The sequence below is a fragment of the Natronococcus roseus genome, from assembly GCF_043677095.1.
Classification (GTDB): Archaea; Halobacteriota; Halobacteria; order Halobacteriales; family Natrialbaceae; genus Natronococcus; species Natronococcus roseus.
The window spans coordinates 551,724-567,063 of sequence record NZ_JBHLJR010000001.1 but is presented as its reverse complement, the minus strand read 5'-3'; the positions used below and the strand labels follow the sequence as shown (position 1 = coordinate 567,063).

Sequence of the window (15,340 nt, the reverse complement as noted above, 5' to 3'; positions counted from 1 at the left end):
CCGGCCGTGGTCACTCGAGGTCGAATCGATCGAGCGTCATCACCTTGCTCCATGCGTCCACGAAGTCACGGACGAACTCCTCCTCGCCGTCAGCGGCGCCGTAGGCGTCCACGAGGGTGCGAAGTCGGGCGTTCGAGCCGAAGATGAGGTCGAAGCGGGTGGCTTCCCACTCGACGTCGTCGGTATCGCGGTCGCGTATCTCGAAGCGTTCTCGGTCCTCCGAGACCGGATCCCACTCGTAGCCGATATCGAGCACGTTCACGAAGAACTCGTTCGTCAGGGTGCCGGGATCGTCGGTGAAGGTGGCTCGGTCAGCGTCCCCGTAGGTCGCACCCAGCGCGCGTAGGCCGCCGACCAGCACCGTCATCTCGGGTACCGACAGGGTCAGCAGGTGCGCGTGGTCCACCAGCCGTTCCTCGGGCGAGTCGTACAGGTCGTCGTACTCGCCGCCGAGGTAGTTCCGGAAGCCGTCGGCCTTCGGCTCGAGGGCTTCGAAGGATTCGACGTCGGTTTGCTCCTGTGTGGCGTCCGTGCGGCCCGGTTCGAACGGCACGTCCACGTCGTAGCCGGCCTCGTCCGCCGCCCGTTCGACGGCTGCGTTGCCGCCCAGAACGATCAGGTCGGCGAGCGAGACGTGGACGTCGTCGCGCGAGTCGTTGAACTCCGTCTGGATCTCCTCGTAGGTGTCCAGTGCCGTCTCCAGCTTGTCGGGCTCGTTGACCTCCCAGTTGCGCTGTGGTTCGAGGCGGATCCGTGCGCCGTTGGCGCCGCCGCGCTTGTCGCTGTCGCGGTACGTCGACGCCGACGCCCACGCGGTCTTGACCAGTTGCGGAACGGAGAGATCTGACTCGAGGATCTCCGTCTCGAGTTCGGCGATTTCCTCCTCGCCGATAGGGTCGTAGTCGGCGTCCGGGATCGGGTCCTGCCAGATCATCGTCTCCTCGGGGACCTCCGGACCGACGTACCGCTCTTTCGGACCCATGTCGCGGTGGAGGAGCTTGAACCACGCCTTCGCGAAGGACTTCCGGAACTCGGTGGGGTTCTCCTGGAAGCGCTCCAAGACCTCCCGGTAGTCGGGGTCGTGTTTCAGCGCGACGTCCGTCGTCAGCATCATCGGCAGCTGGGTCTCCGACTCGTCCTGGGCGTCCGGCGCTTCCTCGAGCGCGTCCTCGTCTTTCGCCCGCCACTGCCACGCGCCGCCGGGGCCCTTGTGGGGTTCCCACTCGTGGCCGAGCAGGTTGTCGACGTAGCCCATGTCCCACTGGATCGGCGTCGCGTTCCACGGCCCTTCGATACCGCTGGTGATGACGTCGAGCCCGCCGATCTTGTCTTCGCTTTCCTTGTGTTGCCAGCCGAGGCCCTGCAGGTCGATGGGGGCCGCCTCGGGCTCAGGGCCGACCATCTCGTCGGGGTTGTCAGCGCCGTGGACCTTCCCGAAGGTGTGGCCGCCGGCGATGAGCGCGACCGTCTCCTCGTCGGTCATCGCCATCCGCTGGAACTCGTTGCGGATGTTCTTCGCGGAGCCTTCGAGGTCCGGTTCGCCGTACGGCCCTTCGGGGTTCACGTAGATGAGCCCCATTACGGTGTTCGCCAGCGGATCCTTGAGATCGCCCACCTCTCCCTCGTGGAAGCGCTCGGGCGAGGTCTCCTCCCACTCCATTTCGGGACCCCACTCGACGGCCTCGTTGGACTTGTACGCGTCCTCGCGGCCCCCTGCGAAGCCGAACGTTTCGAAGCCCATCGACTCGAGGGCGACGTTTCCGGCGAGGACCATCAGGTCGGCCCACGAGAGCCGGCGGCCGTACTTCAGCTTGACCGGCTGGAGCAGGCGGCGGGCCTTATCGAGGTTCGCGTTGTCCGGCCAGCTGCTCTCCGGCGGGAGCCGCTGGAGACCGCCGGACGCACCAGCGCGTCCGTCGAGCGTGCGATACGTCCCCGCGCTGTGCCACGCCATCCGGATAAACAGTGGTCCGTAGTGGCCGTAGTCGGCCGGCCACCACTCCTGGGAGGTCGTCATCACCTCCTCGATGTCCGCCTTCACTGCCTCGTAATCGAGTTTCTGGAATTCTTCCGCGTAGTCGAAGTCCTCGGCGTACGGACCGGCGTCCACGGTGTTATCGTCGAGAATATCCAATCGCAATAGATTCGGCCACCAGTTTTGGTTGGACCACGTCATGTGGTAACAGGATCGGGACTACCCTATTAAGATTATCTACCCACCTACTATGCTGAATCTCTTCTTTGCAAGTAGGAGATGGGTAAATCGGGTCGTCCCGTCGATCCGGTCGACTCCCTGTACTGGGCCGGTCGAGCCGATCAGACAGTTCGATCGACCGCGACGACGTGTGCGTCTTCGGGATCGAACCCGACGAGGACGTCGCCGGACAGCGGATTCCGCGTTCGGACGAGTAGCTCCTGCCCGTGCCACTCGAGGTGGACCCGCGTCGTCTCGCCGAGAAACTCCGCGCTCCGGACGGTCGCCGTCGTCGCGTTTTCCGTCTCGAGGCCGTCGCTCGGATCGGCCGCGACGATCAGGTTCTCCGGTCTGACGCAGAGCGCGAGGGCCCGGCCGACGGCGACGTCGCGTTTCCCGGGGGCGACGGTGAACGTCTCCGGACCGACGTCGATCGATGCGAGCCCGTCCCCGTCGAGCGACCGAACCGTTCCGTCGAACACGTTGTTGTCGCCGACGAACTCCGCGACGAACCGCGTCTCCGGCCGGCGGTAGATATCCTGCGGGGTCGCCACCTGCTCCGGCGTCCCGGCCCGCATCACCGCGACGCGATCCGAGATAGCCAGGGCCTCCTCCTGGTCGTGGGTGACGTAGACGGTCGTGATTCCCAGCTCCTTCTGGATCGCCCTCACCTGAATCCGGAGTCGCTCGCGCAGCTGGGCGTCGAGCGCGCTCATCGGCTCGTCGAGCAGGAGGACGTCGGGGCCGGGCGCCAGCGCGCGGGCGATCGCGACCCGCTGTTGCTGGCCGCCCGAGAGTCGATCGGGTTCCCTGTCCTGCATCCCCTCGAGGTCGACCAGCTCGAGTAACTCCCGGACCCGTTCGTCGTCCGAGACGCCGCCGGGCGGGTCGGCGAAGTTGAGTCCGTAGGCGACGTTCTCGCCGACGCTCATGTGAGGAAACAGCGCGTAGTTCTGAAAGACGACGCCGACGTCCCGGGCCTCGGGCGGGACGCCGGTGACGTCCTCGCCGTGGAACCGAACCGCGCCGTCGGTTGCCGACTCGAAGCCGGCGATCAGCCGCAGCGTCGTCGTCTTTCCACAGCCGGAGGGACCGACGAGCGTAAAGAACTCCCCCTCCCGAACCGACAGCGAGACGCCGTCGACGGCCGTCGTCCCGGCGTAGCGTTTCGTGACGTCCTCGAGTTCGACGGCGATTGGGCGGTCCCCGGTCGGCGACTCGGCGCTCGAGTCCCGATCCCCGTCCTCGAGTCGCTCGAGGGAGCGATTCGGTTTCTCAGATGCCAAAGCTCTCACCTCCGAGGCGGTCGATGATCACGAAACTGATGCTCGTGACGACCAGCAGGACGACGCCCATTGCGGTTGCGGGTCCGAGCCGACGCCCGATGAACCGTTCGATCGCGACCGGCATCGTGTACTGATCCGTTCCGGTCGCGAGGATCACCGTCGAGGAGAACTCGCCCATCGAGATGGCGACGACGAAGGCGGCGCCCGCGACGACGCCCGGCCAGACCAGCGGGAGCTCGACGTCGTACAGCACTCGCGCCCGGGAGGCCCCCAGCGCGCGGGCGGACTCGACGAGCGAGCGGTCGACGGACTCGAGCCCCGGCGCGACGGTCCGCACGACAAACGGGTAACACGAGACCGCGTGGGCGGCGACGATCGCCGCGGCGCCGCCCATCGTGATCTGCCAGCCCGCGAGCTCGATGCCGAAGACGGGCCCTCGCAGGAGGCCGATCCCGACGATGATCCCCGAGACGGCGAGCGGGGCCATCGCCACGGCGTCGACGAGCTTTCGACCTCGGTAGCGTCTGGTCGTCAGCACCGAGACGACGACGCCCATCGGAAGGGCGAGCGCGAGCGCGCCGGCGGCAAAGAGCAGGGAGTTTCGGATCGCGGGCCAGGGCCGGACCTGGAACGCCGCGGCGGTCTGCTGGCGGTCTATCAGGAACCGGTAGTGATCCAGCGTGAGTCCGTTCGGGCCCGCGACGCTCGCGTAGAGCATGCTGACGATCGGCGAGACGAAGACGACCAGCGCGATCGCGGCGTAGACGGCGATCCCGGCCCGCGGGGCCAACTCGCGGACCGACAGCGACGGCGGCGAGAGCGGGCGACGCGGGAGCGGACGCACGCCGCGCGAGCGGACGACGTGGTTCGCCTCGTAGCGCAGGTAGCCGTAGAGGATCCCGAGCGTGATGACGAGTTCGACGATCGCCAGCGCGGCCGCCTCGGCGTAGTTCAGGTCCTGGATCAGCCGGTAGACGAACACCTCGACGGTCGCCAACTCGAACCCGCCCAGCGCCAGCACGATCGGGAACGTGCCGAAGGTAAAGACGAAGGTGAGTGCGGCACCCATCAGTACGGCCGGGTACAGCTGCGGCGCGACGACGTCCCGAAAGGCCCGGAAGGGGCTCGCCCCGAGGCTGCGGGCGGTCTCGATCGCGCTCGCGTCGACGGACTCCCAGGCCGCGGTCGTCACCCGCGCCACCAGCGGGGCGTTGTAGAAGGCGTGGGCGATGAGGATCGCCTCGAGCGTGAACATCAGTTCGATCGGGCCGAGCCCGACGAGTCCGAGCAGTCGGTTGAGCGTGCCGTTCTGACCGAACGTCGCGACGAAGCCCACGGCGACCATGATCGACGGGAGGACGAACGGAAGCACCGTCAGCGAGCGCAGCGTCTGCCGTCCGCGAAACTCGTAGCGCGCGAGGACGTACGCGGCGGGGACGCCCAGCGCGACGCTGAGCAGCGTCGAGAGAAACGCCTGGTACGCGGTGAAGCCGACGATCCCGATCCGGCGATCGGCAGAGAGCAGGTCGCTCGCGACCGCGAGCGGTGACTCGCCGGCGAACAGGCGGGCGACGTCCCCGAAGTAGAACGGGTCCCGAAGGAGCTCGAGGAAGACCGCGAGCGTCACGGCACCCTCGACGACGACGGCCTCGACGAACACCGTCGCGACGGGGTAGTAAAACAGCACGACCAGCAGGAGGATCGTTCCGAGGCCGAACAGCGCGATGGCCCGACGCTCGAGGCGGTTGCGGATTCCCCTCGCGTTCCGTCGCCCCGTCGGCTCGTCTTCCGCACGGGGGTTCTCGGAGTCGGAACCAGAAGCGGGAACGTCGACGGGCGTGGTCGCTCCGCCATCGGCTTTCGGATCCGAGCGATCGTTCACGCGGCCACCTCCGCGGGTTCCGTCGTTGGGCTACGGTTCGCGAGTCGGTTCAACCACTCGGTGGTACCGGGGACCGAAACCACTACGTGACGACCGCGGCAACGGTCGGCGATGACAGTTTTCGCACTGCTTCGCGTAACGCCGATCACCGACGACGACGCGACCGAGAACGTGGCGGCCGCGATCGACGCTCTCGAGGAGTACGACGTCGAGTACGAGACGACACCGATGGCGACCACCCTCGAGGCTGAGGACGTCGAGGAGCTGTTCGCGGCCTGTGGGGCTGCCCACCAGGCGGTCGACGGCAGCGAGGTCCAGACGCTGGTGCAGGTCGACGACAGACGCGAGAAGTCGATGACGGCGAGCGACAAGGTCGACGCCGTCGAGTCGGAGCTCGGACGCGACGCCCGGAGCGACGGCGACTGAGGCGTCGCTCGCGCCGTTCGCCGCTTCGCGACGCCCGCGGTCGGATCGTCCGGAGCGCTCGAGACCACGGCTCGTTCAGTGGTCGCCTGCGGCGACCTGCTCCCACTCGCCGAGCCAGTCGTCGAGGTTCGCCTCGAGGTCGTCGTAGTCGAAGAACGGCGTGTCGTCGGGCACTTCGGCGTACTCCTCGTACACCTCCGGCAGCTCGGTTTCGTCGTTGACCGGACCCGTCACGTTGCGTTCGGCGATCACCGCCTGGACTTCGGGATCGAGGATGAAGTCCATGAATTCGTGGGCGAGTTCGTCGTTCGTCCCGTCGGCGAAGCGGGCCATGCCGGCAACGTTGGCGTAGGCCTGATCGTGCAGCAGCGAGACCTGGTGTTTCTCGAGATCGTTGTCGGCGCGCTGGGCGTAGACGCGGTCGTTCGCGTAGGAGGCGACGACCGGAACCTCGCCCTCCTCGAACTGCGCGTAGACCTCGCTCCAGGAGTCGAGGACGCGGGTGTCGTTGTCGAGCAGCTCCTCCCAGTACTCGAGGTACTCGTCCTCGCCGAAGTGGTCGATCGTCCACAGCAAGAAGAGCAGCCCCGTCGTCCCGCGCTGGGGGTTCGAGACCGCGATCTGGCCCTCGTACTTCGGATCGAGCAGGTCGTCGAACGTCTCGGGAGTATCGACGTTCCGGCCGTCGTAGACCATCGCACAGAAGCTCCGATAGGTCGGGATCACCCGTCCGTGCGGGTCGAAGTAGTGTTCCTCGTCGACGTTCGCGACGTGCTCGAGGGCGTCCTCGTCGGTCTCGACGAACAGCTCGTCGTCGGTATTCTGGTCGGCCCGGACGACCTCGTGGGGGTTTAGTCCCAAGTAGAGCTCGGGCTCGATCTCGACGTCCTCGTTGTGGCGTTCGATGTAGTAGTTCAGCTCCTGTTCGGGCGTGTGCCACTCGAACTCGACGTCGTACCGGTCGGCGAACTCGTCAGCGATCCACTCGCCGGGGCTGTCGCTGGGCGCGTCGACGAACGAGGTGTTCGCCGCGACCCGGAGCACGTCCTCGTCGTCGCCGTTCCCGGTCGTTCCGCCGTTGTCTCCGTCCTGTGAGATGCAGCCGGCCAGACCGAGTCCGGCGACTGTCCCCCCGCTCGCGAGAAACGTCCGTCGTCTCATTACCGAGTGATCACAACCGGTGGTACGTAAGGGTCGCGCTTTCGATCCGACTCAGCCGTCGCCCGCCGTCGGCAATCGAAGCGTCGGCCCGTCGAGGATCGGATCCGACGCGTCCTCGAGATCGAGTCGCCCCGTCGCGGCGAGCGTTCGCAGCGCGTAGAGGTTCCGGAACGCCGGGAGCGCCTCGAGGACCGCGTCGTCGACGATGCCGTACCACGAAAGCGGGTGGGACCCGGGCTCGCTCCAGGCCGACCGCGGCGCGAGAAACGGCGGCTCCCAGTCGCCGCCGCGCTCGGTGAACTGGCGAACCGGCGAGTGCCGAATCAGCGCGAGGTGACGATCAGCGGCCGAGAGCGTCCGATCCGTCAGCCCCGCCCGTTCGTCGGGGACGTCGGCCGCGCGTCGATACCGCTCTCGCGCGAGGTCGGTGTGGAGTCCCTTGCCCCGTCTCGCCTCGAGCGGAACCCGTTCCCAGGCACGAACATAGGCGGGGTCCCACAGCGGCAGCCACCAGTCGAGACCCGCGTCCTCGTAGACCCGAAGGTCCCCGTTGGTGAACGTCGCCATCCGACCGCGCCACTCCCAGCGCTCGTAGGCCGCGGCCGCGCGCTCGGGATCCGCGACGGCGTCCGGGTCGCGGTCGCCGCAGAGCCCGCACCGGATCCGCTCGCGCGCGGCTCGTTCGAACGCCTCGTCGTCCCACTCCCACAGCGAGTAGTGGCGCTCGAGGACGTAGTCGGCGAGATCTCCGAGCGAGGGGGCGATCAGCTCCCGGTCGAGCGCGTCGTCATCGGCGTCGACGGCCGGTCCGCAGCCGACGCTCGCGTCCGTCTTCCGTTCGCGCTCGTCGACGAACCGCGGCAGCCGCTCGCTGGGCGTCGCGACGGTGTGGCCCGGACAGTACAGCGCGTCGGTCGGGAGCCGTCCGTCGGCGACCAGCTCGCGGACGGCGGGCCACTCCGCGAGGAAGGGGAGCGCGTCGCCCCCGAACGCCTCGCGATCGTACCGCCGTCCGTCCGGGCCGCGGTACCACTCTCGCCACGTCGACTCGTCGTAGTCACAGAACTCCCAGCGAATCCCGAGGCGATCCGCGATCTCCCTGCTCAGTTCGACGTCGGGGTGGCCCGACCTGCCGAAAGTAAAACTGATCACCTCCCGGCCGCGCTCGACGAGCGCCGACGCGAGCAGCCGAGAGTCGTAGCCGCCCGAGAGCGGGACAACGACGGGACGGTCGCCCGCGACGCGCTCGAGGCGGTCGAGCGCGGTTTCGAGGGCCGACTCGAGGCGGGCCCGCGGGGCTTTGGTCCCCGGTTCGTCGACGGGACCCGAGGGCCAGTACTCGCGGTAGGTGCGTCGAGTGACTCCCCCGTCGTCTATTCGAACCACTTCGCCGGGCTGGGTCGCGTACACTCCCGACCAGATCGTCTCCGGACCGGTGACGTACCGCGTCAGGAGGAACTCGCTCTCCGCGATCGGATCCGTCGGCGCCTCGAGCGCCTCGCGGACGACGCGGCCGCGATCGGAGACCGGCCCGTCGGGACCGTAGTACAGCGGGATCGATCGGGCGCCGTCGGCGACGAGATAGGTCGTGTCGGCATCGGCGACGACGGCGGCGAAAAAGCCCTCGAGGTCGGCGGCGATCGAGGCGACGGCGTCGAGACTCACGTCGGCAGTTCTGGCGTCGGCAAAGCGGGCGACGAGGGACGCTCCGTCGAGGACTCGGTCGCCTTCGAAGGCGCGGCCCCGAACCGCGATTCCCTCCGTTCGGGTCCAGCCGTCGTGGCGCAGCGACGTCTGCATACGCCGAGTTGCGGCGAGACGTACTTAGGTTCGACGACCCGGGATCGCTCACTCCCGGCTGCCGGCTGCCTCGCGGCGGTGTCTGTCGCTCTCCGCCGCCCACTTCTCGGCCGACTCGTCGTAGGCCGTTCCCAGCGAGATCAGGAACCCGGTGATAGCGGTGACGAGCGCGATGCTGCCGATGGCGACGACCGCGATCGAAAACAGCGCCCCCGCGAGGACCTGCGCGGAGGTCAGCAGCGAGACCGCCGTCACGAACGCGATCAGCGTTCCCAACCGCGCCAGTCGGCCGGTATCGAGGCCCTGACCGTCGTCCGAACCGGTGCCGGTGCGTTCGGTCAGTTCGTCGATGATCCCGGTGTACTCGCCGCCGTTCAGCTCTTGGCCCAGCGAGTGGATCGACTGAGCGATCCACAGCCCCGCGGTAAAGTTGAGCAACGCGACGAACGAGACCAGTCCCAGTTCGCCGCCGACGAACAGCCCCGCGGTGATCGCGCCGGCGAGCGAGGCCGCCATGAGCGCGTGAGTGACGAGCGAGCGGGTACCGAAGTCGGCAAGCTTCCCGAGATTGGTTCTCATATAGCAAGGAAGGCTTCCGAGGGGGATACCTCACGCCCCTAACTATGATGATCCTTCATTCCGTCACGTTGCAGCTGCCGGGCCAGCGGCTTCCCGTCCGAGACCGGTAGTGGACGCATGGCTGAACTGGGTACTGCGACGATCGTCTACAAGAACTCGAGCGACGAGATCGAGGAGGTCACCGTCGACAACGACCACATCGCCTACTTCCAGGACCACTGGCTGTTCGCGTACGGCACCGACGACGACGGCAACGACATGGTCCGACGCGTCCCGAGCGAGCGGGTCTACCACGTCGAACGCTCCGTCGAGGAGCTCGAGAGCACGTTCGACACTGCCGTCGACAAGGCCAAGGACACGCTCGAGGACCTGAGATAACTACTCGTCGGTCGCTTCCTCGACCCGATCCGCGTGCTTCTCGAGGTCGCTCGCGATCGTTCGGGCCTGGTCGGGCGTCAGCTGCACCTCCTCCATGTGTGCGGGAAGGTGTTCCTCGGTCATGTTGTCGAGCTCGAGCTGTAGCCGGACGCAGTCGGGTTCCTCCCTGTCGGCCGTCGCGTTCACCACGGCGAGCGATTCCGTCTCGAACTTGTGGCCCTTCGCGACGGCGTCGACGAGGTCGAGCGTCGTGTACGCGTTGACTTTCATCAGGCGGTCTGCCATGGTTCTCGAGAGCGGACGGAGACACTTAGGCGGCCCGGAGCGACGCGAAACGCGGTCACCTCGAACCGAGTACTGCGGCTGCGGGGACGGTCACGAGACGGCAAAACGAGAGAACGGCGACGAGCGGTGGACGTCGGTCGGACGGACTGCCGGAAGTCATCGACGGCACAACCCCAAGACGGTTCGCGGTTGTGCCGTCGACTCGGTATAGCAGACCGTCTCAGTCGTCGGACGGGATCGGCGTTCCGTCTGCCTTCGCGGGGGCGGGGCTCTCGTTCAGGTCGTCGTCCTCCGCGTAGGGGTACCACGTCCGCTTCGTGTTGTGCATGAACGGATCGTCGTAGTCGGTCTCCTCGGGCTCGATCAGCTCGGCGAGCTCCTCGTCGTCGCGCTCTGCGACGAACTCCCGGAAGCTCTGGGCCTCGCTGTCGCGCGCTTCCTCGAAGTTCTCGAGCAGGTTCTCGATCGCACCCGGCACCTCGTCGGCGGGGACGCGCTCGGCGATCCAGGAGGCGAACTGGGGCTCCTCGCCGAGCCCGCCGCCGAGGCCGATGTCCAGTGCCTCGACGGGTTCGCCGTCCTTGCGCGTCTTCATCCCGCGCAGGGAGACGTCGGCGATCTGGGGCTGGGCGCAGGAGGCGGTACAGCCCGAGAGGTGGACGTGGAAGTTCTCGACGCCGTCTGGCAGCTCGACGTTGTCGACGAGCCAGCGGGCGTAGCGAACCTGACGGTTCTTCGTCTCGACGATCGAGAGCGAACAGAACTCGGTTCCGGTACAGGCGATCGAACCGCGCTGGAACGGGTGCGGATCGGGGCTGTAGTGTTCGAGGACGTCCTCGGCGCGTAGGTCGTCGACGTTCTCCTCGGGGACGTCCGTGAAGACGATGTTCTGGCGCTGGGTGAGGCGAACCTCGCCCGAACCGTACTCGTCGGCCGCGTCCGCGAGGTCGTACGCCTCGTCGACGCCGATGCGCCCGACAAGGACGTTGAGCCCGACGTAGTAGTTGCCGTCAGGCTGCTCGTGGACGCCGACGTGATCGTGTTTGCCGTCGGCCTCGCCCGCGTTGTAGGAGTACGATTCCCGAAGGTCCTCGCCCGCCGTGTGGAGCTCGAAGTCGACGAACTCCTCCTGGAGCGTCTCGCGGAACTTCTCGGGACCCCACTCGTCCATGAGGAACTTGATTCGAGCGTTGTAGCGGTTCTCGCGGTCGCCGTTGTCCCGGAACAGCGCCGAGATGCCGCCGGCGACGTCGACGGCCTGCTCGGGCGTCGCGAAGACGTCGATATCCCGGGCGAAGCGGGGCTCGTTGCGCGAGAGGCCGCCGCCGACGCGGACGTTGTAGCCCGTCACCGTCTCGCCGTCTATCTCCTTCTCGGCGGGCTCGAACGCGAGGTCGTTGATGTCGCCCTGGCCGCAGCCCTCGTCACAGCCCGTGACCGACACCTTCCACTTCCGGGGCAGGTTCGAGTGGGCCTCGTTTCGCTTGAACGTGTCGTGAAGCTCGGTCGCGAGCGCGTCGGCGTCGACGTGCTCGTGTTTGTCCTTGCCGGCGACCGGGCAGCCGACGATGTTGCGCCAGGAGTCCCCGCAGGCCTGGACCGTCGAGAGGCCGACCGACTCGAGCCGATCGAAGATCTCGGGGACGTCCTCGAGGCGGATCCAGTGGAGCTGGATCGCCTGTCGGGTCGTCACGTCGATCCAGCCGTTGCCGAACACCGGATTCTCGGCGGGGCCGCGGGAGAAGTCGTCGGCGATCTCGACGATCTCCCGGAACTGGCCGGGCTCGAGGACGCCGCCCGGTGGACCGATCCGCATCATGAAGTACGACTCCTGGCCGGCGCGCTGGTGGTACAGGCCGTACCACTTGAAGCGCTCGAACCACGCGTCGTGCTCGTCGTCGGGGATCGCCTCCCACCCCTCCTCCGCGAAGCGCTCGATCTCGGCGCGGATGTCGGTACCGTAGAGTTCGTCTTTCCACTGCTCGACGTCACTCGGCATTGATACCACCGCTATGAACTCCCGTTATAAGCACCCCTGCCTCTCGTCAGTTCTCCCCGCATCTAGTTAGTGTCGGATAGAATTGCCGCTTCGCCCTCACTCGGTTCGGGACGTCGGCTCGACGATGGACTGGACGGCCTCGGGTCCGTACGGCTTGAACTCGCCGTCGACGATCCGGCCGACGGGTAATCGGTCGATCGAGTCCTGGATGCCGCATTCGAGACACCGCCCGACGGTGTCGGCGACGACGATCGATCCGTCGACGTCGACGCCGAAAAACCCCTCCAGGAGGACGTACGCCGGTTCACACTCGCAAAACGCGCCGTGCGAGAGGGTCCACACGTCGCTCACGCTCACCTGTCGGCTGTCGTTGACGCTGATCCACGCCCCGTCGTCGAGCGTTCGCACTGCGATCGTCATACGATCGCTTCGTCGGCGATCGTCCTCCGTTCGTTGGCCCGGGCAATGCTTACCGGTGAACGTGCGGGATTCGAGCGAAAACTGCGGGCAGGGGCCGGATTTTCGCCGAAGGACGGGTCCGAGGTAGCTGCTATTCTTTCCGGTACGGGCGACTGTCACCGACCGGAACGGTCGTCACGACCGGGGGTGCGACCGCGATTCACGACGGCCCCGAACCGACCCGTGTCCGGTCGCTCGAGGGGTGAACCCCGTGTCCCGAGGGGCCTCGGCGTCTCGACTCCCGAGCCGCGAACAACAGCACCTTTTAGCGGGCCGCTCGGACTGACGGGCATGCAGATCAAAGACCGGGAGCGACTCGACGGGGGTCGCGAGCGGCTCACCGTCGTTCCCGAGAGCGTGGACGACCTCTGGCATTTGCAGTACGTCCTCGAGCCCGGCGACCGCGTCGCGGGCGACACGACCCGGCGGATCCAGCGCAACGACGACCAGATGCGGGACACGGGCGGCGAGCGCGAGCACATGTGGGTCGCCATCGCCGTCGACGACATCGAGTTCCACAAGTTCGCCAACCGACTGCGGGTCGGCGGCGAGATCGTCGCCTGCTCGCGGGAGGACCAGCTCGGCTTCCACCACACGCTGAACGTCGAGGAGCGCGAGGAGCTGTCGATCGAGAAGCGGTTCAAACCCGACCAGGAGGCCCGCCTCGAGGAGGCCGAAGAAGCGACCGAAAACCCCGACGTCGCCATCGCCACCGTCGAGGAGGGCCAGGCCCACGTCCACACCGTCGCCCAGTACGGCACCGAAGAGCGGGCGGCGATCACGGGACCGACGGGCAAGGGCGACTTCGCCCGCGAGCGCTCGGAGCTGTTCGCGGAGCTGGCGACGGTCCTCGAGCGCCAGGACGCCGACGCCGTCATCCTCGCGGGGCCCGGCTTCACGAAGCAGGACGCCTACAAGTACATCGAGCAGAACGCGCCCGACGTCGCCGAGAAGATCACGATGGTCGACGCGGCGGCCGTCGGCGACCGGGGCGTCCACGAGGTGCTCAAACGGGGCGCCGTCGCGGACGTGCAACAGGAGACCCGCATCGAGAGCGAGGCCGAATACATCGACGAGCTCACCGAACGCATCGCCCAGGGCGCGAAGGCCGCCTACGGTCCCGACGAGGTCAAGCAGGCCGCCGAGTACGGCGCGATCGAACGCCTGCTGATCGTCGACGACCGACTCCGCCAGGAGCGAGGCCCCGACGGCGAGTGGAGCCTCGACGTCGACGACGTCGTCCGCACGGCCGAGCAGAAAGGCGGCGAGGTGACGGTGTTCTCGAGCGAGTTCCCGCCCGGCGAGCAGCTCTCGAACCTCGGCGGGATCGCGGCGCTATTGCGCTACCGGCTCGAGTGACCGGGACGGCGAGGGCCAACGCCTCGAGTGAGCGAGAGCCGCTCGGCCGACCCGACGAACCGTCGACTGTGTTGATAACGTACGCCGGCGTAGGACCACGGAATGCTCACCGAACGGGCCGATCGGCTGTGGACCTACGAGGAACCGCTGACGTTTTTCGGCGTCGAACTCGGTCGGATCATGACCGTCGTCGAACTCTCGAGCGGGGGGCTGTTCGTCCAGTCTCCGGCCGAGCTAACCCCCGACCTGCGGGCGGCGCTCGAGAAGCTCGGCGACGTGCGATTCGTCGCACCTGCGAGCAAGCTTCACGGTCACCTGTATATGGAACAGTACCGGGAGGCGTTTCCGGACGCCGAACTGCTGGCAGCGCCCGGGCTCGCGGCCCGGCGGCCAGACCTGCGGTTCGACGGGCTGCTGGGCGACACCCCCGACCCGCGCTGGAGCGCCGATATCGATCAGGTCGCGGTCGACGGCCACCGCTGGCTCACCGAGGTCGCGTACTACCACCGGCAGAGCGGGACCGTGATCCTCGGCGACGTCGGCTTTCACGTCGGCGAGGAGAGCCCGTTGACGACGCGACTCGTTGCTCGGCTGTTGCGGGTCTACCGCCGGGTCGGGCCACCGATCGAGTTCCGACTGACGATCGCCAACGAGGAAACGTTTCGGCGGTCGATCAGGGACGTCCTCGCCTGGGAGTTCGACCGGCTGATCCCGGGTCACGGCGAGATCGTCGAGACGGGCGGAAAACGGGCCGTCGCGGATGGATTCGACTGGATTCTCCGAGCCCGACGGTGACTCGAGCGAGCGCAGTCAGGCGTCGTTCGCGGCCTCGACGGTCTCGCGCAGGGCGTCGACCCCCTCGTCGTGGGCGAGGTCGCCGACGACGACGACGTCGGCGTACTGTGCCATGCGATAGGCGGAGTCGTAGTCCCGAATCCCGCCGCCGTAGAACAGCGTCGACTCCTCGACGCCCTCGCTGGCGGCCCGGACGATCTCCTCGTCGCCGAGCATCCCCGAGTACTCGAGGTAGACGATCTCCTGGCCGAACATCCGTTCGGCGACCTTCGCGTAGGCCTCGACGTCGTCGGGCCCGAGGTCGCAGTCGGCCTCCGTCAGGGTCGCCACGTCGGCCTCGGGATTCATCACGATGTAGGCCTCCGTGGTCGTCCGCTCCCAGTCGACGGTGTCGATCCGGACCCACTCCTTGTGGGCCTCAGTGATCCAGAACGGCGAGCCGGCGTTGAACACCGTCGGGATGAAGTAGCCCTCGAGCGCGTCGTTCCGGACGACAACGCTGGGGTTGGCGGGCTCCTGGTAGAGCGGGACATCGTGTTCGGCGCAGGCCTCGATCACCGCGGTCATGTTCTCCTCGGTCATCCCCATCGTCCCCCCGATCTCGATCGCGTCGGTCCCGGTCGCACAGAGATCGCCGAAGGTGACGCCGTCAGGAAGCTCCTTATCGGGGTCGAGTTTGAGGATATGGTTCCAGTCGGTCCAGGGGGCAGTCATACCGCTCCGTTTCCCGACAACCG

Annotated in this window: 14 protein-coding genes; 4 read left to right on the top strand and 10 right to left on the bottom strand. The window is 67.4% G+C overall.

What is annotated here, in order from left to right; genetic code table 11:
• Nucleotides 1-10: 10 nt before the first annotated feature.
• The 3 genes from katG to ACFEMD_RS02915 all read right to left on the bottom strand — a co-directional run bounded on the left by katG (nt 11) and on the right by ACFEMD_RS02915 (nt 5,362).
• The gene (gene katG / locus ACFEMD_RS02925; protein WP_394739389.1) at nt 11-2,176 is read right to left on the bottom strand and encodes a catalase/peroxidase HPI; all 2,166 of its coding nucleotides are present in this window, start codon (nt 2,174-2,176) and stop codon (nt 11-13) included.
• Nucleotides 2,177-2,316: 140 nt separating this feature from the next.
• A complete protein-coding gene (locus tag ACFEMD_RS02920; RefSeq protein ID WP_394739388.1) occupies nt 2,317-3,480 on the bottom strand; it encodes an ABC transporter ATP-binding protein in 1,164 nt (387 codons plus the stop codon).
• Nucleotides 3,470-5,362, bottom strand: a complete 1,893-nt coding sequence (locus ACFEMD_RS02915) for an ABC transporter permease (RefSeq protein WP_394739387.1) — start codon at nt 5,360-5,362, stop codon at nt 3,470-3,472. Before ACFEMD_RS02915 ends, ACFEMD_RS02920 begins: the two co-directional genes overlap by 11 nt.
• Before the next feature lie 111 nt (nt 5,363-5,473).
• On the opposite strand from ACFEMD_RS02915, the gene ACFEMD_RS02910 reads away from it, so the two are divergent.
• Nucleotides 5,474-5,788, top strand: coding sequence for an MTH1187 family thiamine-binding protein (locus ACFEMD_RS02910; RefSeq protein ID WP_394739386.1), 315 nt, complete (start codon nt 5,474-5,476; stop codon nt 5,786-5,788).
• A gap of 75 nt (nt 5,789-5,863) precedes the next feature.
• Here ACFEMD_RS02910 and ACFEMD_RS02905 read toward each other — a convergent pair whose 3' ends face one another.
• Genes ACFEMD_RS02905 through ACFEMD_RS02895 form a run of 3 tightly spaced genes read right to left on the bottom strand, consistent with a single transcriptional unit; the run spans nt 5,864 to nt 9,328 of the window.
• A complete protein-coding gene (locus tag ACFEMD_RS02905; RefSeq protein WP_394739385.1) occupies nt 5,864-6,949 on the bottom strand; it encodes a thiamine ABC transporter substrate-binding protein in 1,086 nt (361 codons plus the stop codon).
• 51 nt (nt 6,950-7,000) lie between these two features.
• Nucleotides 7,001-8,749 (bottom strand): asparagine synthase-related protein, encoded by a 1,749-nt coding sequence (locus ACFEMD_RS02900; RefSeq protein WP_394739384.1) that lies wholly within the window; start codon nt 8,747-8,749, stop codon nt 7,001-7,003.
• 48 nt (nt 8,750-8,797) lie between these two features.
• A complete protein-coding gene (locus tag ACFEMD_RS02895; RefSeq protein WP_394739383.1) occupies nt 8,798-9,328 on the bottom strand; it encodes a hypothetical protein in 531 nt (176 codons plus the stop codon).
• A 117-nt stretch (nt 9,329-9,445) separates the two neighbouring features.
• Between ACFEMD_RS02895 and ACFEMD_RS02890 the strand changes: the two genes are divergently transcribed.
• Complete coding sequence (locus ACFEMD_RS02890; protein ID WP_394739382.1) at nt 9,446-9,706, top strand: hypothetical protein; 261 nt, start codon at nt 9,446-9,448, stop codon at nt 9,704-9,706.
• Here ACFEMD_RS02890 and ACFEMD_RS02885 read toward each other — a convergent pair whose 3' ends face one another.
• The 3 genes from ACFEMD_RS02885 to ACFEMD_RS02875 all read right to left on the bottom strand — a co-directional run bounded on the left by ACFEMD_RS02885 (nt 9,707) and on the right by ACFEMD_RS02875 (nt 12,410).
• Nucleotides 9,707-9,991: a DUF6360 family protein gene (locus ACFEMD_RS02885; protein ID WP_394739381.1), complete on the bottom strand. Its 285-nt coding sequence runs from the start codon at nt 9,989-9,991 to the stop codon at nt 9,707-9,709.
• 220 nt (nt 9,992-10,211) lie between these two features.
• Entirely contained in the window at nt 10,212-11,990 is a 1,779-nt protein-coding gene (locus ACFEMD_RS02880) for a nitrite/sulfite reductase (RefSeq protein WP_394739380.1), read from the bottom strand.
• Nucleotides 11,991-12,086: 96 nt separating this feature from the next.
• Nucleotides 12,087-12,410, bottom strand: coding sequence for a hypothetical protein (locus tag ACFEMD_RS02875; RefSeq protein ID WP_394739379.1), 324 nt, complete (start codon nt 12,408-12,410; stop codon nt 12,087-12,089).
• Between the two features lie 330 nt (nt 12,411-12,740).
• Here ACFEMD_RS02875 and ACFEMD_RS02870 point away from each other — a divergent pair, with 330 nt between their 5' ends.
• Both ACFEMD_RS02870 and ACFEMD_RS02865 read left to right on the top strand, forming a co-directional pair.
• Nucleotides 12,741-13,808 carry an mRNA surveillance protein pelota gene (locus ACFEMD_RS02870; protein WP_394739378.1) on the top strand — a complete coding sequence of 356 codons (1,068 nt, stop codon included), beginning with the start codon at nt 12,741-12,743 and terminating at the stop codon, nt 13,806-13,808.
• Between the two features lie 102 nt (nt 13,809-13,910).
• A complete protein-coding gene (locus ACFEMD_RS02865) occupies nt 13,911-14,603 on the top strand; it encodes a DUF4336 domain-containing protein (protein WP_394739377.1) in 693 nt (230 codons plus the stop codon).
• Between the two features lie 15 nt (nt 14,604-14,618).
• Here ACFEMD_RS02865 and ACFEMD_RS02860 read toward each other — a convergent pair whose 3' ends face one another.
• Entirely contained in the window at nt 14,619-15,317 is a 699-nt protein-coding gene (locus ACFEMD_RS02860; protein WP_394739376.1) for a phosphoglycerol geranylgeranyltransferase, read from the bottom strand.
• Nucleotides 15,318-15,340: the final 23 nt, after the last annotated feature.

Bases quoted from the DNA above. Each gene is read 5' to 3' on its own strand.
- ACFEMD_RS02885 (WP_394739381.1), bottom strand. From the start codon at position 9,991: ATGGCAGACCGCCTGATGAAAGTCAACGCGTACACGACGCTCGACCTC.
- ACFEMD_RS02910 (WP_394739386.1), top strand. From the start codon at position 5,474: ATGACAGTTTTCGCACTGCTTCGCGTAACGCCGATCACCGACGACGAC.
- ACFEMD_RS02890 (WP_394739382.1), top strand. From the start codon at position 9,446: ATGGCTGAACTGGGTACTGCGACGATCGTCTACAAGAACTCGAGCGAC.
- ACFEMD_RS02860 (WP_394739376.1), bottom strand. From the start codon at position 15,317: ATGACTGCCCCCTGGACCGACTGGAACCATATCCTCAAACTCGACCCC.
- ACFEMD_RS02865 (WP_394739377.1), top strand. From the start codon at position 13,911: ATGCTCACCGAACGGGCCGATCGGCTGTGGACCTACGAGGAACCGCTG.
- ACFEMD_RS02880 (WP_394739380.1), bottom strand. From the start codon at position 11,990: ATGCCGAGTGACGTCGAGCAGTGGAAAGACGAACTCTACGGTACCGAC.
- katG (WP_394739389.1), bottom strand. From the start codon at position 2,176: ATGACGTGGTCCAACCAAAACTGGTGGCCGAATCTATTGCGATTGGAT.
- ACFEMD_RS02905 (WP_394739385.1), bottom strand. From the start codon at position 6,949: ATGAGACGACGGACGTTTCTCGCGAGCGGGGGGACAGTCGCCGGACTC.
- ACFEMD_RS02870 (WP_394739378.1), top strand. From the start codon at position 12,741: ATGCAGATCAAAGACCGGGAGCGACTCGACGGGGGTCGCGAGCGGCTC.
- ACFEMD_RS02875 (WP_394739379.1), bottom strand. From the start codon at position 12,410: ATGACGATCGCAGTGCGAACGCTCGACGACGGGGCGTGGATCAGCGTC.
- ACFEMD_RS02900 (WP_394739384.1), bottom strand. From the start codon at position 8,749: ATGCAGACGTCGCTGCGCCACGACGGCTGGACCCGAACGGAGGGAATC.
- ACFEMD_RS02895 (WP_394739383.1), bottom strand. From the start codon at position 9,328: ATGAGAACCAATCTCGGGAAGCTTGCCGACTTCGGTACCCGCTCGCTC.